Here is a 24072-nt window from a genome sequence, read left to right on the forward strand (position 1 = left end):
CGAACAAGCGGACACCGGCCGATGCTGCCAGAACTGCGTGCCGGGAGGCAACCGCCGACGTGCAATCACGCACCGTCGAACGTACCGGTGGCACGGCGCAGTACGCCGATCACGCCCATGTGCGGTCAAGCACGCGGCGCCCTGCGGCGCGCCAATGCGCGGGGCAGGCAGCGTCGACCGCCGCACCGCGTCGCTTATGCGACCGCCGGCGTCCCGCCCTCGGCGTGCCGCACCAGCAGCACGGGCCGGTCGGCCGCGCGCAGCAACGATTCCGCTACGCTGCCGAGCAACAGCCTGCGCAGGCCGTGCCGCCCGCTGGTGCCCATCACGACCAGATCGGCGTCGGCTTCGGCCGCCGTGCGCATCAGCACCGTCGCGATGTCCTCGCCGTACGCGTCGAGCGCGCGCACCGTGCCCCGCACATGCTGCTGCGCGAGCGCGGCTTTCGCGTCGTCGAGCACCGGCGTCGCGGCATCGGTCGCGGCGACGTCGCCGTCGCGCTCGGCTGCGAAGCCGGCGTCGACGTCGACGAGCTGCGGCCGATGTTCGACGACGTACGCACACGTCACTTCGCCGCCGGACGCGGCCGCGATCCGGATCGCCTCGTTCAGCGCGAGACGTGCGCTCGGGCTGCCATCGAGCCCAACGAAAATCCGCTTGTACATGGTCCGTCCCTCCGACCGGGCGTGCGTCGCGCGTTGCGCAACCACGGCCCGTTACCGCGAGCCGGCCCGGCGCCGGCTTGCCTGCCGAACAGTCTGCCCCACGTGCCGACGCGTGCGTTGACGCGCGTCAAGCGTGGCCGGCGCGCCCGCTGCTGCACGCCGTTTGCCGCAATTTCAACTGCCCCCATTACAAAAAATGTGTAAAACGCGCACAATTTCGTCCTGAAAATCGTCGTTGCACGCAGCCGGTGCGAGTTTCCCCCCGGTTTTGCCGCGCTGCCCGCGTGCCCCGGGCAGCCCGAACAACAGAATGGCCATCGAATGACCGTCAGTGGAACCCCGACGCGGGACGCCCGAGAGCCGACGCGCCTCGAGATCATGTTACGCCAGCCGCTCGCGGCCGGCGTCGTTGCGCTGTGCGCGGGCGCCGTGCTGTCGCTCGGCGTCGCGCTGCTCGTGCGCGAGCAGTGGCAAACCGCCGTTCATACGCGTTTCGAACGCCGGACCACGCACGTGACCGCGATGCTGCGGCATGAACTGCAGGCCGGTGTCGCCGTGCTCGAAGGTGCGCGCGGCGCGTTCGGCCTCGTCCCGGACATGACGCCCGGCCAATGGCGCCGGTATGCGGAGACGCTCGATCTCGACAGCGGCCGCTCGCCGGTCCGGCAGATCGGCTATGCGCCGCTGACGCGCGCGGCGCGCGGCGCGCTGGCCGGCGCGAAGCCGCTGCCGGCCGATCCGCTCGCGGCAGCGACGCTCAGCGCGCCCGTGTCGAACTCGCCGGTCGTGCGCTTCGGTGCGTCCGACGCGGCGCCGCTCACGCGCGCGCTGCGGACCGGCGATATCGCGCTCGGCGTCCACCCGGCCGACGACGACGCGTCCCGCGACGCCCGCACCCTGACGCTGTTCCTGCCCGTGACGAGCTCGCCGTTGGCCGCCGCCACGCCGTCCGGCACGCGGGAAGCCGGCGTCGACGGGATGCTGTTCGCGGCGCTGAGCCCGCGGCGCCTGGTCGAGCGTGCGCTCGACGCGGAACGCGGGATCGATCTGTGGATGACCGCCAGCGGCGATTCGCGCGCGATCGTCAGCGTCGAGACGACGACCGACGAAGCATCGGCGTCGCCCGACCTGATGCGGCGCACCGATGTGCTGAATTTCGGCGGCACCGCGCTGACGCTCGCCTATTCCGCGGACGGCCGGCCGAGCGCGACCGGCGCGCAGCGTGCGGCCGGCACCGTGCTCGCCGCCGGGCTGATCGCGTCGTTCGGGTTCGCGGTGCTCGTCCATGCGCTGCTGCGCGGCCGCGCCGATGCGGGCGCGAGCAGTCGCGGCAGCCTCAACGAAGCGCGGATGATGGGTATCATCCGGTCGTCGATGGAAGCGATCATCACGATCGACGAGAAGCAGACGGTCGTGATCTTCAATCCGATGGCCGAGCAGGTGTTCGGCGTGTCCGCGATGGAGGCGATCGGCGCGCCGCTGTCGCGCTTCATTCCCGAACGGTTCCGCGCGGCGCACGCGAAACACGTCGACCAGTTCGGCGTGACGGGCGTGTCCGAGCGGCAGATGGGCCGCCAGCGCGTGCTGTTCGGGCTGCGCGCCAACGGCGAGGAATTCCCGATCGAAGCATCGATCTCGCAGATCCGCGACGCGTCGGGCAAGCTGTATACGGTGATGCTGCGCGACATCACCGAGCGGCTGCGGGCCGAGAACGCGCTGAAGCAATCGCGCGAGGAATTGCGCGAACTGTCGGCGAACCTGCAGAACGTGCGCGAAGAGGAAAAGACCCGCATCGCGCGCGAGCTGCACGACGACCTCGGGCAGCAGCTCACCGCGCTGAAGATGGATCTGTCGGTCGTCGAACAGCAACTGCGCATGCCCGGTCGCGCGCAGCCCGACGCAGGCCTGCAGACGCATCTGCAAGGCATGCGGCGGCTGATCGACGCGACGGTCGCGTCAGTGCGGCGCATCGCGGCCGACCTGCGGCCGGTAATGCTCGACGACCTCGGCCTCGTGCCCGCGATCGAATGGCTCGCGAACGATTTCACGAACCGCTACGGGATCGATGTCGAGCGCCACATCGAAACGGGCGGCCTCACGTTCACCAGCACGGGCGCGACCACGCTGTTCCGGATCGTCCAGGAAGCGCTGACGAACGTCGCGCGCCATGCGGATGCGACGCGCGTGGCGTTGCGGCTCGACATCGAGGAAGGCTTTTGCGTGCTGCGCGTCGCGGACAACGGCCGCGGCGCGGCGCCCGGCGGGCCGGCCCACGAGGACAAATCGTTCGGCCTGATCGGCATTCGCGAACGCGCACACATGCTGGGCGGCACCGTGACCATCGATACCGCGCTCGCGCGCGGTTTCTCGATTACCGTCTCGTTTCCGCTCGGCACCGTTCAACAGGACACGCTCATCACATGATCAAGGTGCTCATCGCCGACGACCATACGCTCGTACGCGACGGTCTGCGGCACATCCTCCAGAACGCCACCGGATTCGAGGTGGCCGGCGAAGCCTTCGACGGCCCGTCGACGATCGCGCTGGTGCGGGCGACGCCTGCGCAGGTACTCGTGCTCGACCTGTCGATGCCGGGCCGCAACGGCGTCGAACTGATCAAGCAGATCAAGGACGAGAAGCCCGCGCTGCGCGTGCTCGTGCTGACGATGCACGCGGAGCAGCAATACGCGGTGCGTGCGTTCCGCGCGGGCGCGTCCGGCTATCTGACGAAGGAAAGCGCGAGCGCGGAGCTGGTCGGCGCGGTCACGAAAGTGGCGTCGGGGGGCGTCTACGTGAGCCTCGCGATGGCCGAGCAGTTCGCGCAGAGCCTGAACGAGCCGGCCGAAACGCTGCCGCACCAGCGGCTGTCCGACCGCGAATTCGACGTGTTCCGGCGGATCGCCGCCGGCCAGACGCTGACCGAGATCGCGAACGCGTTGTGCGTGAGCGCGAAGACGGTCAGCACCTACAAGACCCGGATCCTGGAAAAGATGCAGATGCCGCACGAAGCGGCGCTCGTGCGTTACGCGATGCGGCACAAGCTGCTCGACGAAACGGACGACGTGTAACGGACGACGTGTAGCGGACGACGTCTGGCCGGCGTGGTGCGGGCCTCGGCAGGCCCGCGCATGACGCGTTACTTCGCGGGCACCGGGCACGCGAGGTCGCCTTCCTCGCAGGACAGATAGCCTTTCAGCGTTTCGGTGCGCACTTTGGTCAGATCGTCGAGGCAGGTCGATACGACCATCGGGTATGCACTGCCGCCCTCGGCATTCGCACTCGAGAAATGGCATTCGGCGTCGCGGTACGCGATCCACGCGCGCTGCGCGTCCACGAGCTTGTCGGCGAGCGGCCGCGCGCCGCGCAGGCGCGCGGTGACGGCCTGGTAGATCCGGTTCAGTTCCCCGTCGGATTTCTTGTACGCGCGATCGGCACACGCCGTCATCGTCGCCTGATCCGTCGCGTCCGCACAATTCGCCTGCGCATGGGCGACGCTCGCCACCAGCGCCAGCGAGCCCAGCAGACCGGTCAAGACACGCATGGATGCTCCTTTGTTGTTCGTTGAAGTGTGGAACCCGGTGCCTTGTTGCGCCCCGTGTGCATGGGCCGCGCCACCGCGTCGACATCGACCGCGATGCTAGCGCACGCGCGGCGGATTGTCAGCGGGTGCCGGGGTGACGCCCGAGACGCGATTTCGCCGGTTGTCGTGTTTTCCCGACGGCGAAAGCATCCGATCGCTGCGCATCATTGAAAAAGCCCGCACTCGGAACTGAACCGAGTGCGGGCTTTCTCGACAAACCTTCAGCCACGGTCCCCAGGGCCGCGACACAACGGCCGACTTAGTGGCCGAAATACACCGACGAGCGGTCGCTGACGGCCGGCACGACCGCGCGCTGGCCCGACTGGGACGTCGCGACCGGGTTCGAACCGTAACCGGTTGCGTCGGCTTGCGCGCCCGTGTTCTGCGCGGCGGCGATCTTGGCCTGGGCGGCCTGGATGTTTTCCGGATAGTTGATCCAGTCGTTCGGGTTGTAGCCGGCCTTTTCGAGCTGGACCAGCTCGGCGCGCACTTGCGCGCGCGTCAGCGGCTGTTGGTTCGATTGGGCGAACGAGACGACCGGTGCAGCCACGAGGGCGGCCAGTGCAACTGCCTTGATCAGCGATTTCATGATGCGTTACCTCCAGGATTGTTTTGTCAGGCGCTTCGGACTCGGGGTCGTTGCGCATGAGTAGAAGTCTAGGAGTCGCGGCTATCAGGGTAAATACTTAAATCGCAAATTCACTGTTGACCGAAACCGTACAATCGCGCGGGAATAACGCGATTCATCAGACGATTATCGACGCTCGCACACCGAATGCCGCTCTTCGGCATCCGGCACGCTCGGCAGCGCGTCAGCGCGGGCGATCGGTATCCACCGACGCCATCTGCCTGTCGAACAGCAACGCCTTGAGGCGCACGCGATCGTCGGCATCGATGTCGCCGAACGCCGCATGATGCAACGTCAGCGCTGGGGCCGCCGGGTCGGCATGCACGGCCCGCACCGTGCCGTCGAGCGCCAGTTGCTCGACGCGGCCGCCGGTTTCGTACGGAAGCAGCACGCGCAACGGCTCACCGGTGGCCGCGAGCGGCCGGTCGACGGCGATCGACAAGCCGCTCAGGCTGATGTCGTGCACCATTCCGATGCCTTCCGCCCCCTGCGCCGCGCCGCTGCAGCGGGCGGCGATGCGCACCGGCACGCGCGGCTCCGCGCGCGCACGCAGCCGGTCGACGAAGCCGGGCGGCGACAGGATCATGAACGGCGCGGCGCCTGACGCCTGCACCGATTCGACCGTCGCGCCGAAACGGAACACCGCGGCAGCGCCGATCGCCACCGCTTCAACGTCGTCGCCGCGTGCGAACTCGAGCACGGCGGCGGGTAGCGGTTCGACGAACAGCGCGCCCGACGCACCGACACCGATCAGCCGGCAGCGTTGCAGCGCACGCGTCGTGCCGACCCGGCGGCGAATGCCGATCGCGGCGCCCGCCGACAAGCCCATGCGCGTGGCGGGCGCGCCCGCCGCCCCGGGCACGCTCGGCTCGATGCCGCTGCCCTCGCGTCGGCGTACGGGGTGGAAATGGTCGAACAGGAACGCATGCTGCGCGGCATCCTGCAGCGTCGTGCCGGCCGGCAGCAGCGCGGCACCGTCGGCGTCGTAGAGGTCGAAGCCGAGCGGGACGCCGGCGGAAAGATCGTCGCGCGTGAGCGCGACGTAGTCGGTGGAAAGCCGCATCGGAGAAGCGCGGAGCGACCGCGCGAGCTATCGTGACAACTTGATTACGGCAGCATCGCGCGGAATCTGAACGGCTTCGTTACTGCGACGCACCCGTGGCATCGGGCGACGCCGGGACCGGCACCGGCACTGGCGGTGGCGGAGCCGGCACGGCCGACGGGGCGGCGCCGACGCCGGTGCTGCTTCCGCTCGTGATACTGGCGCCTGCTGGCGGCTGCGCAGGCTGCGATGCGCTCGCCGACAGCGCCGCAGCCGACGCGGCCACTTCGGACGCCGGCACCCATTCCTCGACGATGCCGCCGGACGCGGCATCCGGCGCCGAAGCCGCCGAAGCCGCCGACGCCGCCTCTTCGTCGGTCTCGGCCGGACGCTCGATACGCTGTGTCCTGACCGGCGTGGGCGCCTTCTTCGCCTCGGGCGGGAACCACGTGTCGAACAGGTCGGTCACGCGCTCGCGCAGCGATCCGAACCAGCCCGGCGACGGCTCGGTATCGAATTTCGCCTTCGTATCGACGATCCGGGCGCGCTGAGCGCGCTGGAAGAAATCGCCGACGATCGGCAGCGCGCTGTGCGCGCCCTGCCCCCAGTAATCGCTGCGCAGCGTCACGCGGCCGTCGTCGAACCCGACCCACGCGCCGGCGACGAGGCCCGGCTGCATCAGGATGAACCAGCCATCCGCGTTGTCCTGCGTCGTGCCGGTCTTGCCGGCCACGTCGCCGCGGATCCCGAAGCGGGTGCGGATGCTGCCGCCCGTGCCGCGCGTCACGACGTCGCGCATCACGTCGAGCAGCGTCTTGTCGGTTTCGGCATCGAGCGCACGCTCGGGCGGCGCCGGTGCGTATTCGGCGAGCACCTCGCCCTGGCGGTTCTCGATGCGCGTGACCATCTGCGGCTCGACGTACAGCCCGCCGTTCGCGATCGTCGCGTACGACGCGACCATTTCCTTCAGCGTGACCGGGCTCGTGCCAAGCGCGAGCGACGGCACGCGTTCGAGCGGGCTTTCGCGCACGCCCATGTCGCGCGCGAGCCGCGCGACGGCGCCCGGCCCGACCTTCTCCATCACTTGCGCGGTGATCCGGTTGCGCGACAGCGCGACGGCGTCGCGCAGCGTCATCGGCTTGCCCGTCGGCGGCGCGTCATCGTTCGGTCGCCAGATCTCGCCGCCCTTCAGCGGAATCTCGACCGGCTGGTCGATGAACGTGTCCTCCGGCTTCATCCCGCTCGCGAACGCGGCGCCATAGACGAACGGCTTGAACGTCGAGCCCGGCTGGCGCCGCGCCTGCGCGACGTGGTCGAACGGCTCGCGCGTGAAGTCGCGGCTGCCGACCCACGCGCGGATCTGCCCGTCGCGCGGATCGATCGCGAGGAAGCCGGCCTGCACGTCGGTCTTCGCCTTGCACAGCGCATGCAGGAAGCCGCGGTCGGCCGCGAGCAGCTTCATCGCCGCCGCGTCGTCCTTGCCGGCGTCCTGCGCGGCCTTGTACTCGGGCGATTCGCGCATGAAGGTGCGGAACACCTCGTTGTCGGTGCCGCAGCCGTCGCGGCCGCTCCACGCGTTGTTCGCGATGCCCTGCAACTGATTGCCCTGCAGCGTGAGCGCCTGCGTCGCCATCTGCTGGAGCCGCGAGTCGATCGTCGTGCGCACGATCAGCCCGTCCGAGTAGATGTTGTAGTCGTTGCGGTCGGCCCACGCGATCAGCCACTTGCGCAACTGCTGCGCGAAATGCGGCGCCGGCCCGGGCGGCTCCTTCTGGCGCTCGAAGTCGATGCGCAGCGGCCGGCGCTGCAACTGCGCGAATTGCGCCGGCGACAGCTTGCCGTACTTCACCATCTGGCCGAGCACCGTGTTGCGCCGTTGCAGCGCGCGCTCGGGGTTCAGCACCGGGTTGTAGTAGCTGTTGCCCTTCAGCATCCCGACGAGCGTCGCGCTGTCGAGCACGTCGAGTTCGTCGGCCGACTTGTCGAAATAGGTGCGCGCGGCCATCTCGACGCCGTACGCGTTGTACAGGAACGGCACCGTGTTCAGGTAGGTCTCGAGGATCTGGTCCTTGCTGTAGACGGCCTCGATCTTCAGCGCGGTGATCGCCTCCTTCACCTTGCGCGTGAGCGTCGGCGCGCGGCCGATCTCGTCCGGGTACAGGTTGCGCGCGAGCTGCTGCGTGATCGTCGAGCCGCCCTGGCGGCTGCCCGAGAACGTATGGAGCGCGGCCGACGCCGTGCGCTTCCAGTCGAGGCCGTGGTGTTCGTAGAAGCGATGATCCTCGGTCGCGATCAGCGCGTCGACCATGTGCGGCGAGATCTGCTTGAGCGACACCCATTCGCGGTTCGACGGCTTGAATTCGGCCAGCAGCTTGCCGTCGGCGGACAGCACCTGCGCGGGCTGGTCGACGCGCGCCTTGCGGATGTCGCCGATGCCCGGCGTGAACGGGATCAGCGCGACCACGTACACGGCGAACAGCGCCGGCACGGCGGCGGCGGCGAGCAGCGCGCCACGGCGCGTCGGGTGGCGGACATGGCGCCACGCGGCGGCGGCGAGAGGCTTGACCCGCGCGACGGCGGCCGCCGCGACGGGTTGGGCGCGCGCGACCCATCTGGCACAGAAGGCACGCACTGACGGCACGTTTCGGCGATTCACGCGGGTGGGGCTCGGCTGAAAAGGCTGCATCGTACCAAACTCGCGCGGCCGTCCGACCCGCGGCGGCCTTGGGCTGGCACACGCGGTGCGGTGTTACGCCGGCGCTCACGCAAAAAAAGGCGCGTGTCCGGCAATCGGAGCGACGCGCCAAACCTGGTACCACAACCGGAACGCCGCGCGACGGCGGCGTGCCCCGCGCCGCGGCTCAGCGCACGAGAAATCCGTACGTGAGCGGATCGCGCTCGTCGACGATCCAGTTCGCGAACCCGCAGATATGCGCGCTGCCTTCCACTTCCGGGATCACGGCCGGGATGTCGCCGACCGTCGTTTCGCGCAGCACGCGGCCCTTGAAGACCGTGCCGACGATCGATTCGTTGACGAGCGTGTCGCCTGCCGCGAGCAGCCCGCGCTGGTAGAGCTGCGCGACGCGCCCGCCGGTGCCGGAGCCGGTCGGCGAGCGGTCGACCTCGCGATCCGCGAACACGCAGCAGTTCGCCTGCGTCGAGCCCGCGTGGCGCGGCGCGTTCGCGATGATCGTGCCGTAGATATGGTTGATTTCCGGGATCTCCGGATGCGCGACCGGATATTTCGCGTTCGCGGCCGCCTTCACCTCGGCGCCGAAGCGAATCAGTTTCTCGACTGCCGATTCGCGCACCGGCAGGTCGAACGGCGCGCCGTCGACATAGAAATAGAACGCGCCGCCATACGCGATGTCGCCGGTCACGGTGCCGAACGACGGCGTGTCGACCGACACGTCGCGCTCCCAGATGAACGACGGCACGTTGACAAAGCGCACGGGCCCCGCATGCTCGCCGTCCCACCGGACGAACGCCTCGATGAAGCCGCACGGCGCGTCGATGCCGACTCGCGTCTCGGGCACCGTGCGCTGCACCCAGCCGAGTTCGACGGCCGCGGTCGACAGCGCGATCACGCCATGTCCGCAATGGTCGCTGTAGCCTTCGTTGTGCACGAAGATCACGCCGAAATCGGCGTTCGGCGACACGGGCTCGGTCAGATAGCCGCCGTACATGTCGGCGTGGCCGCGCGGTTCGAACATCAGCGCGCGGCGGATTTCGTCGGCGTGTTCCTTGAGCCACGCGCGGCGCTGGACGATCGTGTCGCCGGGCAGGCGCGGCAGCCCGCTCGTGACGATGCGGAACGCCTCGCCGCCGGTGTGCACTTCGACGGTGGACAGGGATCGGGAAATTTTCATGGGGGATCGGGTGCGTTGAAACGAAGGACGGCGGCCGGGCCGCCGTCCGGTGACGGGCCGTGCGGCAATTACTTCGCGTACGGTTCCGGCAGGCCGTTGCGGATCACGTAGACGGTGGTCGGCGCGCCTTTCAGGTCGCCGTTCGCGTCGAACGAATAGGTGCCCGCGACGCCCGCGTAGTTCGTCTTCGCGAGCTGCGCGATCAGCTTCGCCTTGTCGGTGGTCGTGCCGGCCTTGACCATCGCATCGGCAAGCAGCTTCATGCCGTCGTAGTAGTTGACGCCGTAGACCTGCGTATCGGTGCGATAGGCGTCGTGGTACTTCTTCAGGAATTCGCGCCCGGCCGGCGTCTTCTCGAGCGCGACGCCGCCCTGCGCGCAATAGACGATCGACGCGGCCTCGCCCGCGACCTTGCCCATGTCGGCCGAACAGATGCCGTCGCCGCCGAGCAGCTTCGCGCGCAGGCCGCGCTGCTTCATCTGCTTGGCCATCGGCGCACCCTGCGCCGCATAGCCGCCGAGGAAGATCACGTCGGGGTTGGCGGCCTTGATCTTGGTGAGAATGCCGAGGAAGTCGGTGGCCGACGAATTCGTGTATTCCTGGTCGACGATCTTGATCCCGTTCGCCTTCGCGACGTTCATGAACTGCTCGGCGACGCCCTGCCCGTACGCGGTGCGATCGTCGATCACGGCGGCGGTTTTCGCGTTCAGCGTCTTCGCGGCGAACGTGGCCATCGTGCCGCCGAGCTGCTCGTCGCTCGCGCCGATCCGGAAGATGTTCTTGAAGCCCTGCTTCGTCAGCGCCGGATTCGACGCGACCGGCAGGATCGGCACGCCGGCCGTCGAATACACGCGCGACGCCGGAATCGCGACGCCCGAGTTGTACGGGCCGAGCACGGCGACGACGCCCTTGTCGACGAGGTTCTGCGCGACCTGCACGCCGGCCTTCGGGTCGGCCTGGTCGTCTTCGGAAACCAGTTTGAAGGTCACGGTCTTCCCGCCGACCTTCACGCCGGCCTTGTTGAGCTCGTCGACCGCGAGCCGCGCGCCGTTTTCGTTGTCCTTGCCGTTGGCGGCCTGCGGGCCCGTGAGCGGCGCCGAATGGCCGATCATCACGACTTCCTGCGCATGCGCGGAAGTCAGCGCGCCGGCGGCCACGGCCACCGAGAGCGCGGTCATGAGGTGTCGCATGGTGTCTCCTGATTGGTTTTGTGTGAAACCAATGTAGGACACGCGTGGTCACATCGCAAGCAATTTCAAAATAATTATCGGGATTTTGGTCACATTAAAGACCAAACCGTTCCCGTTACTTCGGCGCAATGTCGCGCCGCACGCGGCGAATGTGCTGTTCGACATAGAACGCGGCCGCATCGGCATCCCCGGACACGATCGCCTCGTAGATCAACCGGTGCTCGGACACGTACAGCCGGATCCGGCCCGCGTCGTAGATGCCATCGTCCTTCAGCCGCTTCCACAGCGGCTGGTCCATCGTCTTCGCGACTTCGTCCGCGATCTTCACGATCAGCGCGTCGCCGGTCATCAGCGCGAGCTGCCGGTGGAACAGCCGGTCGCTCTCGTTCCACAACGCGCGCTGGTGCGGATCGTCGACGTCGGTGATGGTCTCCATTTGCGCGAGATAGCGCTCGGCACCGGGGTCGGCGCGGCCATGAGCGGCCGCGAGGCGCGCGATCGCGGGCTCGAGGATCAGCCGCACGTCGAGCGTCGACGTCGGACTGAAGTCGGCCTCGGACGCCGCGTGCGCGTCGCCGCGCTGTGCGAGCACGTCGAGCGGGGCCGCGACGACGTAGGTGCCCGAGTTGCGCTTCGTGAACACGAGCCCTTCGTTCTGCAGCGCGCCGAGCGCCTCGCGCACGGCCGGCCGGCCGACCTGGAACAGCGACGCGAGCTCGCGCTCGGACGGCAGCCGCGATTCGGCCGCGTAGCGCCCCGCGCGGATCTCGTCGCGGATCTTTTCGGCTACCTGCTCGTAGATCTGCAGCGGCCTGAAACCGCCTTCGAGTGAGTCGGGACGCGCGGACATCATCGTGTGGCTCCTGCCCGTTCGCGGGCGTGGATCTGGAATGGGTTCGCACTATACCGGAGCGGCGCGGGCAGCGCGGCAGCGGCGAGCCTTCTGGCCAGATATTAGAACCAAAATCACCGGCACGCTTTATTTTCTGGGTTGCCGACGCGCCAGCAAGTGGTATAGATTCGATCCACACTGCCCTGTGTCACGGTACCGGCAGACCTGCGGCGGGCGCGGCATGCGTCCGCCGTCCACGCTCACTGACCGCCAAGACGTACACGATGACCGCCTTCTCCCCGATTCCCGTTTTCGATGCGGCCGACACGGCCGCGCTGCTCGACTACCCGGCGCTGCTCGCCACGCTCAGGCAAGCGGTCGTCGAGTACGCGGCAGGCGACATCGTCAGCCCCGAACGCCTGGTCGTGCCGCTGCAACGCGGCGGCGTGATGCTGTCGATGCCGTCGAGCGCACACGATCTGGCGAGCCACAAGCTCGTGAACGTGTGCCCCGGCAACGGCGCACGCGGGCTGCCGACGATTCTCGGCCAGGTCACCGCGTACGACGCGACGACCGGCGAAATGCGCTTCGCGCTCGACGGCCCGACCGTCACCGGCCGCCGCACGGCGGCGATCACCGCGCTCGGCATCCAGGCGCTGCATGGCGCCGCGCCGCGCGACATCCTGCTGATCGGCACCGGCAAGCAGGCGGCCAATCACGCGGAAGCGCTCGCCGCGATCTTTCCGGACGCGCGCCTTCACGTGCGCGGCACGAGCGCGGACGGCGCGGCCGCCTTCTGCGCCGCCCACCGCGCGCATGCGCCGCAGCTCGCGCCGCTCGACGGCGACGCGATTCCCGATGCGATCGACGTGGTCGTCACGCTGACGACGAGCCGCACGCCCGTCTATCGCGACGCCGCGCGCGAAGGCCGGCTCGTGGTCGGCGTCGGCGCGTTCACCGCGGATGCCGCGGAGATCGACGCGAACACGGTGCGGGGCAGCCGGCTCGTGGTCGACGATCCGGCCGGCGCGCGCCACGAAGCCGGCGACCTGATCGTCGCGCAAGTCGACTGGCAGTACGTCGCGTCGCTCGCCGACGTGCTGAACGGCACCTTCGCCCGCGGCGGCCCGCTGCTGTTCAAGAGCGTCGGCTGCGCCGCGTGGGATCTGGCCGCGTGCCGCACCGCGCGCGACGCACTGGCCGCGCGCCGCGCCGGCTGACCCGGCCGCGCAACCGTTCGCGCCACCGTGCGCGCCGCTCGCGCGGCATCGCATCGTCGGATTCACACCGGCGATTTCCCGTACGCGGTGTAGGAAACGCCCTACACCGCGTCGAAGCGGCCTACACGAAGTTCCAATTCGGCCGATTTCAATTTCGGCGGCGCAACACGATACTGCCGGCATGAATGCCAGCCTGTCACCCGCCGCACTCAGGGTGTTTCTCGTCGATCACGCGGTTGCCGTCCGCCAGCGGATCGCGCTGCTCGTCGGCGCGATTCGCGGCGTCGCCGTCGTGGGCGAAGCGGAAGACGGCCAGGACGCGTGGACGCATATCCGCAGCAGTCGCGCGGACGTGGTGATCGTCGACGTGCGGCTCGCGGACGGCAGCGGTCTCGACCTGATCGGGATGCTGTCGAAGGCCGCGCCGCGCATCGTCACGATCGTGCTGACGAACCACTCGGCGCCGGCATTCAGAGAGGCATGCGCGACGGCGGGAGCCGACTACTTCTTCGACAAGACCGTCGAATTCGACACCGCATGCCGTGTCATCGAATCCCTGGTGCACGCTCGCGTGCGCCGCCCCTGACGAGCCGGAGCGCCTCATGTCCACCGCCACCGCCTTCGCCGACGTATCCGTCGTACCCCGGCCGACGATTCCGCCGCGCCCGGCCGCGCGCGCCGACGCCGCCAAACACCCGGCCGCACGCTGCTCGGCCTGCGCGATGCGCTCGATGTGCCTGCCGCCGCACCTGACGCCCGCCGAATACGGCCGCCTCGACGCGATCATCTGCACGACGCGACAGGTTCGCCAGGGCGACGCGCTGTTCCGCACCGACGATCCGTTCCAGAGCATCTACGCGGTGCGCGCGGGTTCGTTCAAGACGGTGATGATGCATCGCGACGGCCGCGAGCACGTGACGGGCTTCCAGATCGCCGGCGAAACGCTCGGGATGGACGGCATCGGCAGCGGCCAGCACTGTTGCGACGCGATCGCGCTGGAGGACAGCGTGGTGTGCATCATCCCGTTCGGCGCGCTCGAAGCCGCGTGCCGCGAGATCAAGCCGATGCAGCACTTCCTCTACCAGATGCTGAGCAGCGAGATCGTCCGCGAATCGAGCCAGATGCTGTTGCTCGGCACGATGTCGGCCGAGCAGCGCGTCGCGCATTTCCTGCTGAACCTGTCGTCGCGGTTCGAGGCGCGCGGCTATTCGGCGACCGAATTCAACCTGCGGATGACGCGCGAGGAAATCGGCTGCTATCTCGGGATGAAGCTCGAAACGGTCAGCCGGATGTTCTCGCGGTTCCATCGCGACGCGCTCGTCGAAACGCGCGGCAAGCGCGTGCGCATCATCGACCCGCAAGCGCTCGCGCGAGTCTGACACGCGGCGCCGCGCTGACAGGCGCGGCGTCACCGCATCGCGTCGCCGGTCGCCGCGTCGCGCAGCGCAACCGTTGCGGCGCCTGCCTGCCACGCGAGCAGCGCCCGTTCGGCCTGCGCGAACGCGCGACGCAATGCGTCGTCCACGTCGGCCCCGACGCACGGCGGCAGCGACCGGAGCGTCGCGTCGCGCATCACCAGCTCCAGCCGCACGTCGTACCGGCGCGCGCCATCGGCCGCCGTGCGCGATTCGATCGCGAGATGGCAGCCTTCGATCCACGCGCGAAACCGTTCAAGTCGCACCAGTTGCGCGCCGGCTTCGGCCTCGACCGCAGCCGAACCGGTGAATCCGAGGCAGGCGATCTGCATGCCCACGCCCATGTCGTCTCTCCTGACGGGGCCGCCCGCTCGTCGACCGCCTTGCAAGTGCCGGCCGCCTCACGATGGGGCGGCCCGTGTTTCCCGTGGTCTGCCCGCGCCCGACAGGCGCGGGACCGTTCAGACGTTGAAGGTCTGCGACGCCTTCATCTCGATCCACGTCATGCCGGCCCGCAACCCTTCGATCATCGCCTCGCGCTCCGTCGGATACGCGTGGCTGTGCTCGAACGTATGATGAAACCGCGCGGCGCCGGCGCCGTGCTCGACCGACACGCGGCAGCGGAATTCGCCCGATTCGCACGGGCGCGTCTCCACTTCGACCGACCAGTCGCGTTCGTGAATGTTGCCCTGCAGTGTCATGCGCCCTCCTGCGGTATCAGCCTTCGAGCCGGAAGTGCCCGCTGTGCAGCAGCACCGGCCGGCCGCCGATTTCCTCGAGCATTCGTCGTGCCATCGCCTCGATGGCCGACCGGTGCGCGTCGAATGCGCCCAGCAGATCGCGTTCGAGCAGCGACCGCGCGCCGAAATGGTCTTCCAGCGCCTCGGCCGTGACCGCGCACTGAACGCAACGCCCGTCGACCAGCGCCGAAAACGCGACGACCAGATCGCGCGCGCAATATTCCGGCGGCTCGGACGGGAAAACGATGTGCATCTGTCGGTCTGTCATCGTCGTGATGGCTCCATGACGAGAGCATAGTGGCGCGCGCGGCCGCGCGCTTGACCCACGTCAACAGGCTCGCTGCACCGCACGATCGCGGTGTAGCCGCGCGCCGCCGCTTCCTCTGCTTCAGCCGGCGTCGGGCTCGATCGCCGCGCCGCGCTGCGCGAGCAGCTCGCGCAGCACGCTGCGGTGGCAATGGTTTTCGTCGTCGCAGTAGCAGCCGATCGAGAACGCAGTCGTCGCCGACAGCGCGGCCAGCAGGTCCAGCACCTTGGCCGGATCGCCATGCGCCATCTCCGCGCGGAAGTGGCGCTTGAACGCGTTCCATTCGGCGTCGGTTTCAGCGGCCTGCGCTTGCGCGACGAGCTCGGGGCTCGGCGACAACGTCGGCAACCATACATCATAGTAGTTGCGCGACGCGAATTCCGCCTTCGGTACGCCGCGCGGCGGCCGCCGCACCGTGCCGATCCGCAGGCCCTCGCCGGCCGCGCGCGGCGTGCCGAGCTGGATGATCCGGATGCCCATGTCGCTCCTCTGCTCCCCTGCATTGCGTACGATCCCGTGATCGTACCGCCGCGCCCGCCCGTGCGTCATCCGCGCCTCGCACATGACGGCCGCCCAACAAAAAACCGGCTGTTCCCGCGACGGGAAACAGCCGGTTCTTCAGCGTTGCGCGCCGGGGCGCGCCGCGTTCAGACGCCGCTCTTCAGTACCTTGCCGATCGCGTCCGCGACGATGCCGACGTTCGAGTCGTTCAGGCCCGCCACGCACATCCGGCCCGAGCGCAGGATGTATACGCCGTGCACCTCGCGCAGCGCGTCGACCTGCGTTTCGGTCAGGCCCGTGTACGTGAACATCCCGCGCTGCTTCACGTAGCGCGTGAGCGCTTCGCCGCTCACGTGGTCGCGCAGGCCGTCGTGGATCGACTGGCGCATCCGCGCGATGCGGCGGCACATCGCCGACAGCTCCTCTTCCCACTGCTTGCGCAGCGCCGGCGTGCCGAGCACGGCCGCGACGACCTTCGCGCCGTAGGTCTGCGGGTTGCTGTAGTTCGAGCGCACGGCGCCGGCCAGCTGGCCGAGCACGCGCTCGGCCGCGGCCGCGTCCTCGCAGACGACGCTCAGGCCGCCCACGCGTTCGCCGTACAGCGAGAAGTTCTTCGAGAACGAGTTCGCGACGAGCGTCGGCACGCCGCGGCGGGCCAGTTCGCGCACCGCGAACGCGTCCGCGTCGAGGCCCGCGCCGAAGCCCTGGTACGCCATGTCGACGAACGGCAGCAGCCCGCGCGCCTCGATCACGTCGATCAGCTTCTCCCACTGGCCTTCGTCGAGATCGACACCGGTCGGGTTATGGCAGCACGCGTGCAGCAGCACGATGCTGCGCGCCGGCAGCGCGTCGATCGCCGCGAGCATCGCGTCGAACTTCAGGCCGCCCGTGGCCTCGTCGTAGTACGGATACGTGTTCACCGTGAAGCCGGCGCGCTCGAAGATGAAGCGATGGTTTTCCCAGCTCGGATCGCTGAGCCACACCTGCGAATCCGGGAAATAGCGCTTCAGGAAATCGGCGCCGACCTTCAGCGCGCCCGAGCCGCCGAGCGTCTGCAGCGTCGCGATGCGGCCGGCCGCGCGAGCCGGGTGATCCGCACCGAACACCAGCGCTTGCACGGCGTCGCGGTACGCGGCCAAGCCGACCATCGGCAGGTACGGCTTCGGGCCGCTGTCGCGCTGCAGCGCGGTTTCGGCTTCGCGCACGGCGCCCAGCACCGGAATCCGGCCTTCGGCGTCGAAATAGATCCCGATGCTCAGGTTGACCTTCTGGTCGCGCGGATCTTTCTGGAAGTTCTCGTTGAGCGTCAGGATCGGGTCGCCCGGGTACGCGTCGATGTGTTCGAACATGGCTTGAATCGGTCTCGTTTGGAAGAATGGTCGGTCGTGGCCTGCGTCAGCGTGCGGACGCACCGTCGTGCACCGCAAAGCCGGCATTCTTCTGACGGAAGCGATACCCGATCGCGAGCACCGCGAGCCATACCGGGATCAGGTACACCGACAGACGGAGATCCGGCGTCAGGTACATCACGACGAGAATGCCGGCCATGAACGCCAGGCACAGGTAATTCGTGAAAGGATAGCCCAGACTGCGGAAGGAAGTCTGCTCCCCGGCAGCACGCTTGGCCTGGCGGAACTTCAGGTGGATCACCGTGATCATCGCCCAGTTGATGATCAGCGCCGACACGACGAGGCCCATCAGCACCTCGAACGCCTTGCCCGGCATGAAGTAGTTGACCAGCACGCACACGCCGGTCGCGAGCGCCGATGCGCCGAGCGCGGCGAGCGGGATGCCGCGCTTGTTGACCGAGCACAGCACCTTCGGCGCGTTGCCCTGTTGCGCGAGGCCGAACAGCATCCGGCTGTTGCTGTACACGCCGCTGTTGTAGACCGACAGCGCGGCCGTCAGCACGACGACGTTCAGCACGTTCGCGACCAGGTTGCTGCTCAGCGCGTGGAAGATCAGCACGAACGGGCTGCCGCCGGTGACGACCTTCTGCCACGGATACAGCGACAGCAGCACGGCCAGCGCGCCGATGTAGAAAATCAGGATGCGGTAGATGACCTGGTTGGTCGCGCGCGGAATGCTGCGCTTCGGATCGTCGGCTTCGGCCGCGGTGATGCCGATCAACTCCAGCCCACCGAACGAGAACATGATCGCGGCCATCGACATCACAAGGCCGGACACGCCGTTCGGAAAGAAGCCGCCGTGCTGCCACAGGTTCGCGACACTCGCTTCGGGCCCGGCATGGCCGCTCACGAGCAGCCAACCGCCGAAGCCGATCATCCCGACGATCGCGGCGACCTTGATGATCGAGAACCAGAATTCCGTCTCGCCGTACGACTTCACGCTGGCCAGGTTCAGCAGGTTGATCGCGACGAAGAACACCAGCGCCGACACCCAGGTCGGCACGCCGGGCCACCAGTACTGCACGTAGATCCCTACGGCCGACAGCTCGGCCATGCTGACGAGGATGTACAGCACCCAGTAATTCCAGCCGGACAGGAAGCCGGTGAAGTGGCCGACGTATTTGTTCGCGAAGTAGCTGAACGAGCCGGCGACGGGCTCGTCGACGACCATCTCGCCGAGCTGGCGCATGATGAAGAACGCGACGATGCCGGCCACCGCATAGCCGAGCAGCACGGACGGGCCGGCCATCTTGATCGTCTGCGCGATGCCGAGGAACAGCCCCGTGCCGAGCGCGCCGCCGAGCGCAATCAGCTGGATGTGCCGGTTCTTCAGCCCGCGCTTCAGGCCGTCGCTCTCGTTTCCAGAAACCATGTCTTCTCCACTTTGTCCGCCCCCGCCTGCAGCGGGGTGCGGCGCGCCTCGGTGTGCCGGGCGCTGTTTTGCTGTGCCGGCGGCCGTTCGTGGGGGCGCCGGGTTGGGGACTGCAATTTTCGCGTGCGGCGGCAACCGATTCGCGTCAGCGCGCCGGTCAGACTGGCCGCCGACTCGCCCGCTCACGCCGCACTGCTGCGGCCGCACACGAAAATCCGGCGTCAGTTTAGCGTCGCGACCGCGAAATCGGGTTGCGTAACCCGCTCATGCAAACCCTACATTATGAGATAAGATTGCATCCGGGAGACGAATGAGGAAACAAAAATGCCTGACCCGGTTCTCGATCGTATCGATCGTCAGTTGCTGTCGGTGCTGCAGGAGAACGGCCGCGCGTCGAACCTCGATCTGGCGAAGGCCGTGGGGCTATCGCCCGCGCAGACGCTGCGACGTCACCGCCGGCTGGAGGAAATCGGCGCGATCCGGCGTTACGAAACCCGGCTCTGCCCCGACACGCTCGGCTTCGGCGTCACCGCGTTCGTGCACGTGACGATGGAGCGCGGGCATATCCGCGACCTGTCGAAGTTCCAGAAGCTCGTGTCGGATCTTGCGCAGATCCAGGAGTGCTTCTCGGTGACGGGCGACATCGACTACGTGTTGAAGGTCGTCGCGCACGATCTGAAGGGCTTGTCGCGGTTCCTGCTCGAGACGCTGATGCGCATTCCCGGCGTGAGCGGCGTGCATTCGAGCGTGTGCCTCGACGAGATCAAGTGCACGAGTGCGATGCCGGTGGAGAGCTGATCCGCCCGACGCGCATCAGGCTGACGCGCTCACCGCACCGCCTCGAACGCACTGATCAACAACGCCCCGCAAGCGATCACCAGACACCCTGCCGCCCGGCGCGGCGTCAGCCGCTCACCGAGATACACGCGCGCGATCAGCGCCGCGAACACCACGCTCGTCTCCCGCAGCGCCGACACGGGCCCCATCGGCGCACGGTCCATCGCCCAGATCACGATGCCGTACGCGAGCGCCGCGAACACGCCGCCGCAGGCAGCCTTCGCGGTTTCGCCGACCGCCTGCGTCAACCGCAGCGGCCCCGCCCGCAGCCGGTAGTACACGGCCATCAGCGCGCCCGTCAGCACGAACATCCACGCGGTATAGCCGACCGTGCTGCCGCTCTCGCGCACACCGATCCCGTCGACCACGCTGTACGCGGCGATCGACACGCCAGTCGCAAACGCGGTCGGCAGCACCTGCATCATCCGGTGTTTCGCGCCGCGCCCGCGATCCAGCCCGATCGCCAGGATGCCCGCGCAGATCAGCACCAGCCCGCCTTGCGCACCGACGTTCAGGTGCTCGCCCGCGAACGCCGCCGCGCCGAGCGTGACGAGCAGCGGCGCCGTGCCGCGCGCGACCGGGTACGCGACGCTCAGGTCGCCGTGCTTGTACGCACGGACGAGCAGCAGCGTATAGACGACGTGGATCACGGCCGACGCGACGACGCAGAGCCAGCTCGCCGGCGCGATCGGCGCGGCAGTCGGCAGGAACAGCAGCGCGAACAGCCCGATCGCGATCTGCAGCACCGTGGCCGAGCGCAGCCGGTCGCCGCTGCTGCGCACCAGCGCATTCCATGACGCATGCAGGAATGCCGCGCACAGAACGGCAAACAGAACGGGGATCGGCACGCTGAAACCTCGCTGACGGGTCGGAGGCCGCGCGGTGCGCGGCAGGCGTCCATCGTATGAATGCGTCACCGGATTGTCAAAAAAGCGACGCACGGCGCGCCGTCAACGATCCGGCCGCCGGCTCTCCATCGCCCGCCCCGCATCGCTTGCGCCGCAAGCAGCCGCCAAGCCGCGACATGTGACGCGGAGATTGCGGGCGGTCCGCCCCTTTCCGTTCTCTTTCGCCTCGCGCCGCACCGTAATGAAACCGATACCGGAGCGCAACCGTCGCGAAAACACTCCGTCCCCATATTTTCATACGCGGCTGTTCCAATGCGCGTGCTCCCTCACGAGCTTCGCGCCGAACCGACACGGCGACGGGGCCGTTCTCCACCATCGAAGACCTTACCCTGGAGTTTCCCGATGTTCCGTCAAGCCTTGCTTGTCACCGCGTGCGCAGCCGCAGCGCTGGCGCTGTTCGCCTGTGGCGGCAGCGACGATTCCACGCCGACGCCCGCCGTATCGTCGCAGGATGCGCTGCAGACCGCCACGCCGATCAAGCACGTCGTCGTGATCTACGGCGAAAACATCTCGTTCGACCACTACTTCGGCACCTATCCGAACGCGACGAACCCGTCGGGCGAACCGGCGTTCACCGCGAAGTCCGGCACGCCGACGTCCAACGGCCTGACGGGCACGCTGCTCACCGCGAACCCGAACTTCACGAACACGGCCAACGGCACCGACGCGGCGAACCCGTTCCGTCTCGACCGCACGCAGGCCGCGACCGCCGACCAGAACCACGCGTACACGGCCGAACAGCAGGCCGAGGACAACGGTCTTGCGGATCTATTCCCGAAATACACCGGCAAGGGCTCGTCCGGCGGCGCCGGCGCATTCGGCACGAAGGGCCAGGTGATGGGCTACTTCGACGGCAACACGGTGACCGCGCTGTGGAACTACGCACAGCGCTTCGCGATGAGCGACAACACGTTCACGACGGTCTACGGCCCGTCGACGCCGGGCGCGCTGAACGTCGTCGCGGGGCAGACCAACGGCATGCAGATCGTCAAGACGTCGAAGCAGCCGTCGACGCTCGCCGCGACTTCGTACTACATCAATGACGGCCAGGGCGGCCTCACGATGATCAACGACGTCGACCCGGGCTTCGACGTGTGTTCGAGCACGACCGACCAGGCGATGATGACCGGCAAGAACATCGGCGACCTGCTGAACGCCGCGAAGATCACGTGGGGCGGCTTCATGGGCGGCTTCAACCTGTCGACGACGAACGGCAACGGCACGACGGGCTGCGCGCGCAGCACGGTCGCGACCGCCGTGAATGCCGCGACGGCCGACTACATCCCGCACCACAACTGGTTCCAGTACTACGCGTCGACCGCGAACCCGCAACACACGCGCCCGAGTTCGATCGCGGCGATCGGCTCGAGCGTCGAGACCGACGGCAAGACGGCCGAACCGGCGAACCACCAGTACGACACGGACGACTTCTTCGCCGCCGTGAAGGCCGGCAACTTCCCGTCGGTCAGCTACCTGAAGGCGCCGGCCGCGCAGGACGGGCACGCGGGCTACTCGGATCCGCTCGACGAGCAGGCGTTCGTGACGAAGGTCGTCAACTTCCTGCAGCAGCAGCCGGACTGGCAGAACACGGCCGTGATCGTCACCTATGACGACTCGGACGGCTGGTACGACCACGTGTACACGCCGCCGACGCACGCGTCGTCGGACCCGGTCGACCAGCTCAACGGCGCCGGCAAGTGCGGCACGGGCGGCACCACCGGCGTGAACGGCGCGACCGTGAACGGCCGCTGCGGCCCGGGCGTGCGCATTCCGCTCGTCGTGATCTCGCCGTACGCGAAGCAGAACTACGTCGATCACACGATGCTCGACCAGGCGTCCGTCGTGCGCTTCATCGAGGACAACTGGCTCGGCGGCCAGCGTATCGGCGGCGGTTCGTTCGATGCGACGGCCGGCGACCTGCGCAACCTGTTCGACTTCACGTCGAAGCCGAACACGACGCCGCTGTATCTCGACCCGACGCTCGGCACCGCATTGAGCGCGGCCCCGGCGATCTGACCGTCACGGCCTGACCGCATGGCCGGCGCATCACGCGTCGGCCGTTTCCATTTCAACGCGTCGCTTCGTGCGACGCCCGTTTTTTCGACCGACAGCATGACAGCTCGCCCCGCGTTTCCGTCTCCCGATGCCGCCGGCACGCCCGCGCCGCGCGCCCCTTCCCGCCTGCTGCGCCGCGCGGCGTTCGCGCTCGGCGCGGCCGTGCTCGGCTATGGCGCGTTCGCCGTCGCGTTTCCCGCGCGGGTGCCGACGGCGATCGGCACCGTGGTCGCCGACTGGACCGGCGCGAACCCGCATCCGGTCGTGCTGCAGCGGCCCGCCGCGCAGCCGCTGTCGGCGGTCGCGCAGCTCGGGCGCGCGCTGTTCAACGATCCGTCGCTGTCGGCGTCGGGCAAGCAGTCGTGCGCGTCGTGCCACAGCCCCGATCATGCGTACGGCCCGCCGAATGCGCTCGACGTGCAGCCGGGCGGCCTCGCGATGACGCAGCAGGGCTATCGTCCGCCGCCGTCGCTGATGTACCTGTACCGCCAGCCGAACTTCAGCATCGGCCCCGATGCCGGCGAGAACGACGCGGCGCCCAGCGTCGCGCAGCAGGCGACGGCGGCGGCCGGCGTCGTCAAGGCGCAGAAGGTGGCCGGTACGTCGGCCGCGCCGCAACTCGTGCCGCAGGGCGGGATGTTCTGGGACGGCCGCGCCGATACATTGCAGCAGCAGGCGTTCGGCCCGCTGTTGAATCCGGTCGAGATGGCGAACGCGAGCGTCGACGATGTCGCCCGCAAGCTCGCGCAGTCGTCGCATCGCGCGCAGTTCGAGCAGTTGTTCGGGCCGCGCGTGTTCTCCGCCCCGCAGCTCGCGGTGTCGGAGGCGATGTTCGCGATCGCGCGCTATCAGGTCGAGGATCCGTCGTTCCATCCGTACGACAGCAAGTACGACCGCTGGCTCGAAGGCCGCGCGCGCCTCACGCAGGCCGAACTGCGCGGGCTGCGCCTGTTCAACGATCCGGACAAGGCGAATTGCGCGGGCTGCCACCTGTCGAAACCCGGCAAGGACGGGCTGCCGCCGATGTTTACCGATTACCAGTACGAGGCGCTCGGCGCGCCGCGCAACCGGGCGCTCGCGCAGAACCGCAACCCGGCGTTCTACGATCTCGGCGTGTGCGGGCCGTTCCGCGACGACCTGAAGGACCAGACGCAGTATTGCGGGATGTTCCTGACGCCGACGCTGCGCAATTCGGCGACGCGCCACGTGTTCTTCCACAACGGCGTGTTCCACACGCTCGATCAGGTGATGGCGTTCTACAACGAGCGCAGCATTTCGCCGCAGAAGTTCTATTCGCGTGGTGCGGACGGCAAGGTCGACGAATACGACGACATCCCGCCGAAATATCGCGCGAACGTCGACGTGACGGACGCGCCGTTCGATCGCAAGCCGGGCGACAAGCCTGCGATGACGGCGCAGGACATCAAGGATATCGAAGCGTTTCTCGGCACGCTGACGGACGCGCCCGCGCAGCACTGAGCGCCGGCCGCGCGCCGCGCCGC

23 protein-coding genes are annotated in these 24072 nt (G+C 68.4%); 8 read left to right on the forward strand and 15 right to left on the reverse strand.

Going from position 1 to position 24072, the window contains the following annotated elements; all coding sequences use genetic code 11:
- Positions 1-194 precede the first annotated feature (194 nt).
- A complete protein-coding gene (locus tag J8I33_RS01500; protein ID WP_209932724.1) occupies positions 195-665 on the reverse strand; it encodes a universal stress protein in 471 nt (156 codons plus the stop codon).
- Between the two features lie 321 nt (positions 666-986).
- Between J8I33_RS01500 and J8I33_RS01505 the strand changes: the two genes are divergently transcribed.
- Positions 987-3089 carry a PAS domain S-box protein gene (locus J8I33_RS01505; protein ID WP_209932726.1) on the forward strand — a complete coding sequence of 701 codons (2103 nt, stop codon included), beginning with the start codon at positions 987-989 and terminating at the stop codon, positions 3087-3089.
- The gene (locus tag J8I33_RS01510; RefSeq protein ID WP_006479054.1) at positions 3086-3733 is read left to right on the forward strand and encodes a response regulator transcription factor; all 648 of its coding nucleotides are present in this window, start codon (positions 3086-3088) and stop codon (positions 3731-3733) included. The genes J8I33_RS01505 and J8I33_RS01510 overlap by 4 nt, the downstream gene beginning before the upstream one ends.
- A gap of 68 nt (positions 3734-3801) precedes the next feature.
- Here J8I33_RS01510 and J8I33_RS01515 read toward each other — a convergent pair whose 3' ends face one another.
- The 7 genes from J8I33_RS01515 to J8I33_RS01545 form a co-directional block, all read right to left on the reverse strand.
- Positions 3802-4206, reverse strand: a complete 405-nt coding sequence (locus J8I33_RS01515) for a lysozyme inhibitor LprI family protein (protein ID WP_050011038.1) — start codon at positions 4204-4206, stop codon at positions 3802-3804.
- 298 nt (positions 4207-4504) lie between these two features.
- Positions 4505-4834 (reverse strand): DUF4148 domain-containing protein, encoded by a 330-nt coding sequence (locus J8I33_RS01520; RefSeq protein WP_105132824.1) that lies wholly within the window; start codon positions 4832-4834, stop codon positions 4505-4507.
- A 223-nt stretch (positions 4835-5057) separates the two neighbouring features.
- Positions 5058-5936, reverse strand: a complete 879-nt coding sequence (locus J8I33_RS01525) for a PilZ domain-containing protein (protein WP_089489361.1) — start codon at positions 5934-5936, stop codon at positions 5058-5060.
- 79 nt (positions 5937-6015) lie between these two features.
- Entirely contained in the window at positions 6016-8601 is a 2586-nt protein-coding gene (locus J8I33_RS01530; protein ID WP_209932728.1) for a transglycosylase domain-containing protein, read from the reverse strand.
- A gap of 175 nt (positions 8602-8776) precedes the next feature.
- Positions 8777-9784: a trans-3-hydroxy-L-proline dehydratase gene (gene lhpH / locus J8I33_RS01535; protein ID WP_089489359.1), complete on the reverse strand. Its 1008-nt coding sequence runs from the start codon at positions 9782-9784 to the stop codon at positions 8777-8779.
- A 68-nt stretch (positions 9785-9852) separates the two neighbouring features.
- Entirely contained in the window at positions 9853-10974 is a 1122-nt protein-coding gene (locus J8I33_RS01540) for a branched-chain amino acid ABC transporter substrate-binding protein (protein WP_209925201.1), read from the reverse strand.
- A gap of 115 nt (positions 10975-11089) precedes the next feature.
- Entirely contained in the window at positions 11090-11827 is a 738-nt protein-coding gene (locus J8I33_RS01545; protein ID WP_209925203.1) for a GntR family transcriptional regulator, read from the reverse strand.
- Positions 11828-12090: 263 nt separating this feature from the next.
- On the opposite strand from J8I33_RS01545, the gene lhpI reads away from it, so the two are divergent.
- The 3 genes from lhpI to J8I33_RS01560 all read left to right on the forward strand — a co-directional run bounded on the left by lhpI (position 12091) and on the right by J8I33_RS01560 (position 14405).
- Complete coding sequence (gene lhpI / locus J8I33_RS01550; protein ID WP_209932730.1) at positions 12091-13026, forward strand: bifunctional Delta(1)-pyrroline-2-carboxylate/Delta(1)-piperideine-2-carboxylate reductase; 936 nt, start codon at positions 12091-12093, stop codon at positions 13024-13026.
- 181 nt (positions 13027-13207) lie between these two features.
- Entirely contained in the window at positions 13208-13612 is a 405-nt protein-coding gene (locus J8I33_RS01555; RefSeq protein WP_050011030.1) for a response regulator transcription factor, read from the forward strand.
- 16 nt (positions 13613-13628) lie between these two features.
- On the forward strand, positions 13629-14405 hold the full coding sequence (locus tag J8I33_RS01560) for a helix-turn-helix domain-containing protein (RefSeq protein WP_089489355.1): 777 nt from the start codon (positions 13629-13631) through the stop codon (positions 14403-14405).
- A 29-nt stretch (positions 14406-14434) separates the two neighbouring features.
- Here J8I33_RS01560 and J8I33_RS01565 read toward each other — a convergent pair whose 3' ends face one another.
- From J8I33_RS01565 to J8I33_RS01590, 6 genes are all read right to left on the reverse strand, one after another.
- Positions 14435-14785, reverse strand: coding sequence for a metal ABC transporter ATPase (locus J8I33_RS01565; protein WP_209932732.1), 351 nt, complete (start codon positions 14783-14785; stop codon positions 14435-14437).
- Between the two features lie 117 nt (positions 14786-14902).
- A complete protein-coding gene (locus tag J8I33_RS01570) occupies positions 14903-15142 on the reverse strand; it encodes a hypothetical protein (protein WP_006479066.1) in 240 nt (79 codons plus the stop codon).
- 16 nt (positions 15143-15158) lie between these two features.
- On the reverse strand, positions 15159-15449 hold the full coding sequence (locus J8I33_RS01575) for a DUF1488 domain-containing protein (RefSeq protein WP_209925207.1): 291 nt from the start codon (positions 15447-15449) through the stop codon (positions 15159-15161).
- 120 nt (positions 15450-15569) lie between these two features.
- Positions 15570-15968, reverse strand: a complete 399-nt coding sequence (locus tag J8I33_RS01580; RefSeq protein ID WP_050011026.1) for a DUF488 family protein — start codon at positions 15966-15968, stop codon at positions 15570-15572.
- Between the two features lie 167 nt (positions 15969-16135).
- The gene (locus J8I33_RS01585; protein WP_124554254.1) at positions 16136-17338 is read right to left on the reverse strand and encodes an amino acid aminotransferase; all 1203 of its coding nucleotides are present in this window, start codon (positions 17336-17338) and stop codon (positions 16136-16138) included.
- A 46-nt stretch (positions 17339-17384) separates the two neighbouring features.
- On the reverse strand, positions 17385-18770 hold the full coding sequence (locus tag J8I33_RS01590) for an amino acid permease (protein ID WP_050011024.1): 1386 nt from the start codon (positions 18768-18770) through the stop codon (positions 17385-17387).
- Between the two features lie 324 nt (positions 18771-19094).
- On the opposite strand from J8I33_RS01590, the gene J8I33_RS01595 reads away from it, so the two are divergent.
- Positions 19095-19568: an Lrp/AsnC family transcriptional regulator gene (locus J8I33_RS01595; RefSeq protein WP_069616529.1), complete on the forward strand. Its 474-nt coding sequence runs from the start codon at positions 19095-19097 to the stop codon at positions 19566-19568.
- A gap of 29 nt (positions 19569-19597) precedes the next feature.
- On the opposite strand, the gene J8I33_RS01600 is transcribed toward J8I33_RS01595, so the two are convergent.
- The gene (locus J8I33_RS01600; RefSeq protein WP_209932736.1) at positions 19598-20455 is read right to left on the reverse strand and encodes an EamA family transporter; all 858 of its coding nucleotides are present in this window, start codon (positions 20453-20455) and stop codon (positions 19598-19600) included.
- A gap of 402 nt (positions 20456-20857) precedes the next feature.
- Between J8I33_RS01600 and J8I33_RS01605 the strand changes: the two genes are divergently transcribed.
- Positions 20858-22531: an alkaline phosphatase family protein gene (locus tag J8I33_RS01605; RefSeq protein WP_124554250.1), complete on the forward strand. Its 1674-nt coding sequence runs from the start codon at positions 20858-20860 to the stop codon at positions 22529-22531.
- Between the two features lie 96 nt (positions 22532-22627).
- Complete coding sequence (locus tag J8I33_RS01610) at positions 22628-24049, forward strand: cytochrome c peroxidase (RefSeq protein ID WP_209932738.1); 1422 nt, start codon at positions 22628-22630, stop codon at positions 24047-24049.
- Positions 24050-24072: the final 23 nt, after the last annotated feature.

It is taken from the genome of Burkholderia sp. AcTa6-5 (assembly GCF_017815075.1).
Classification (GTDB): Bacteria; Pseudomonadota; Gammaproteobacteria; order Burkholderiales; family Burkholderiaceae; genus Burkholderia; species Burkholderia sola.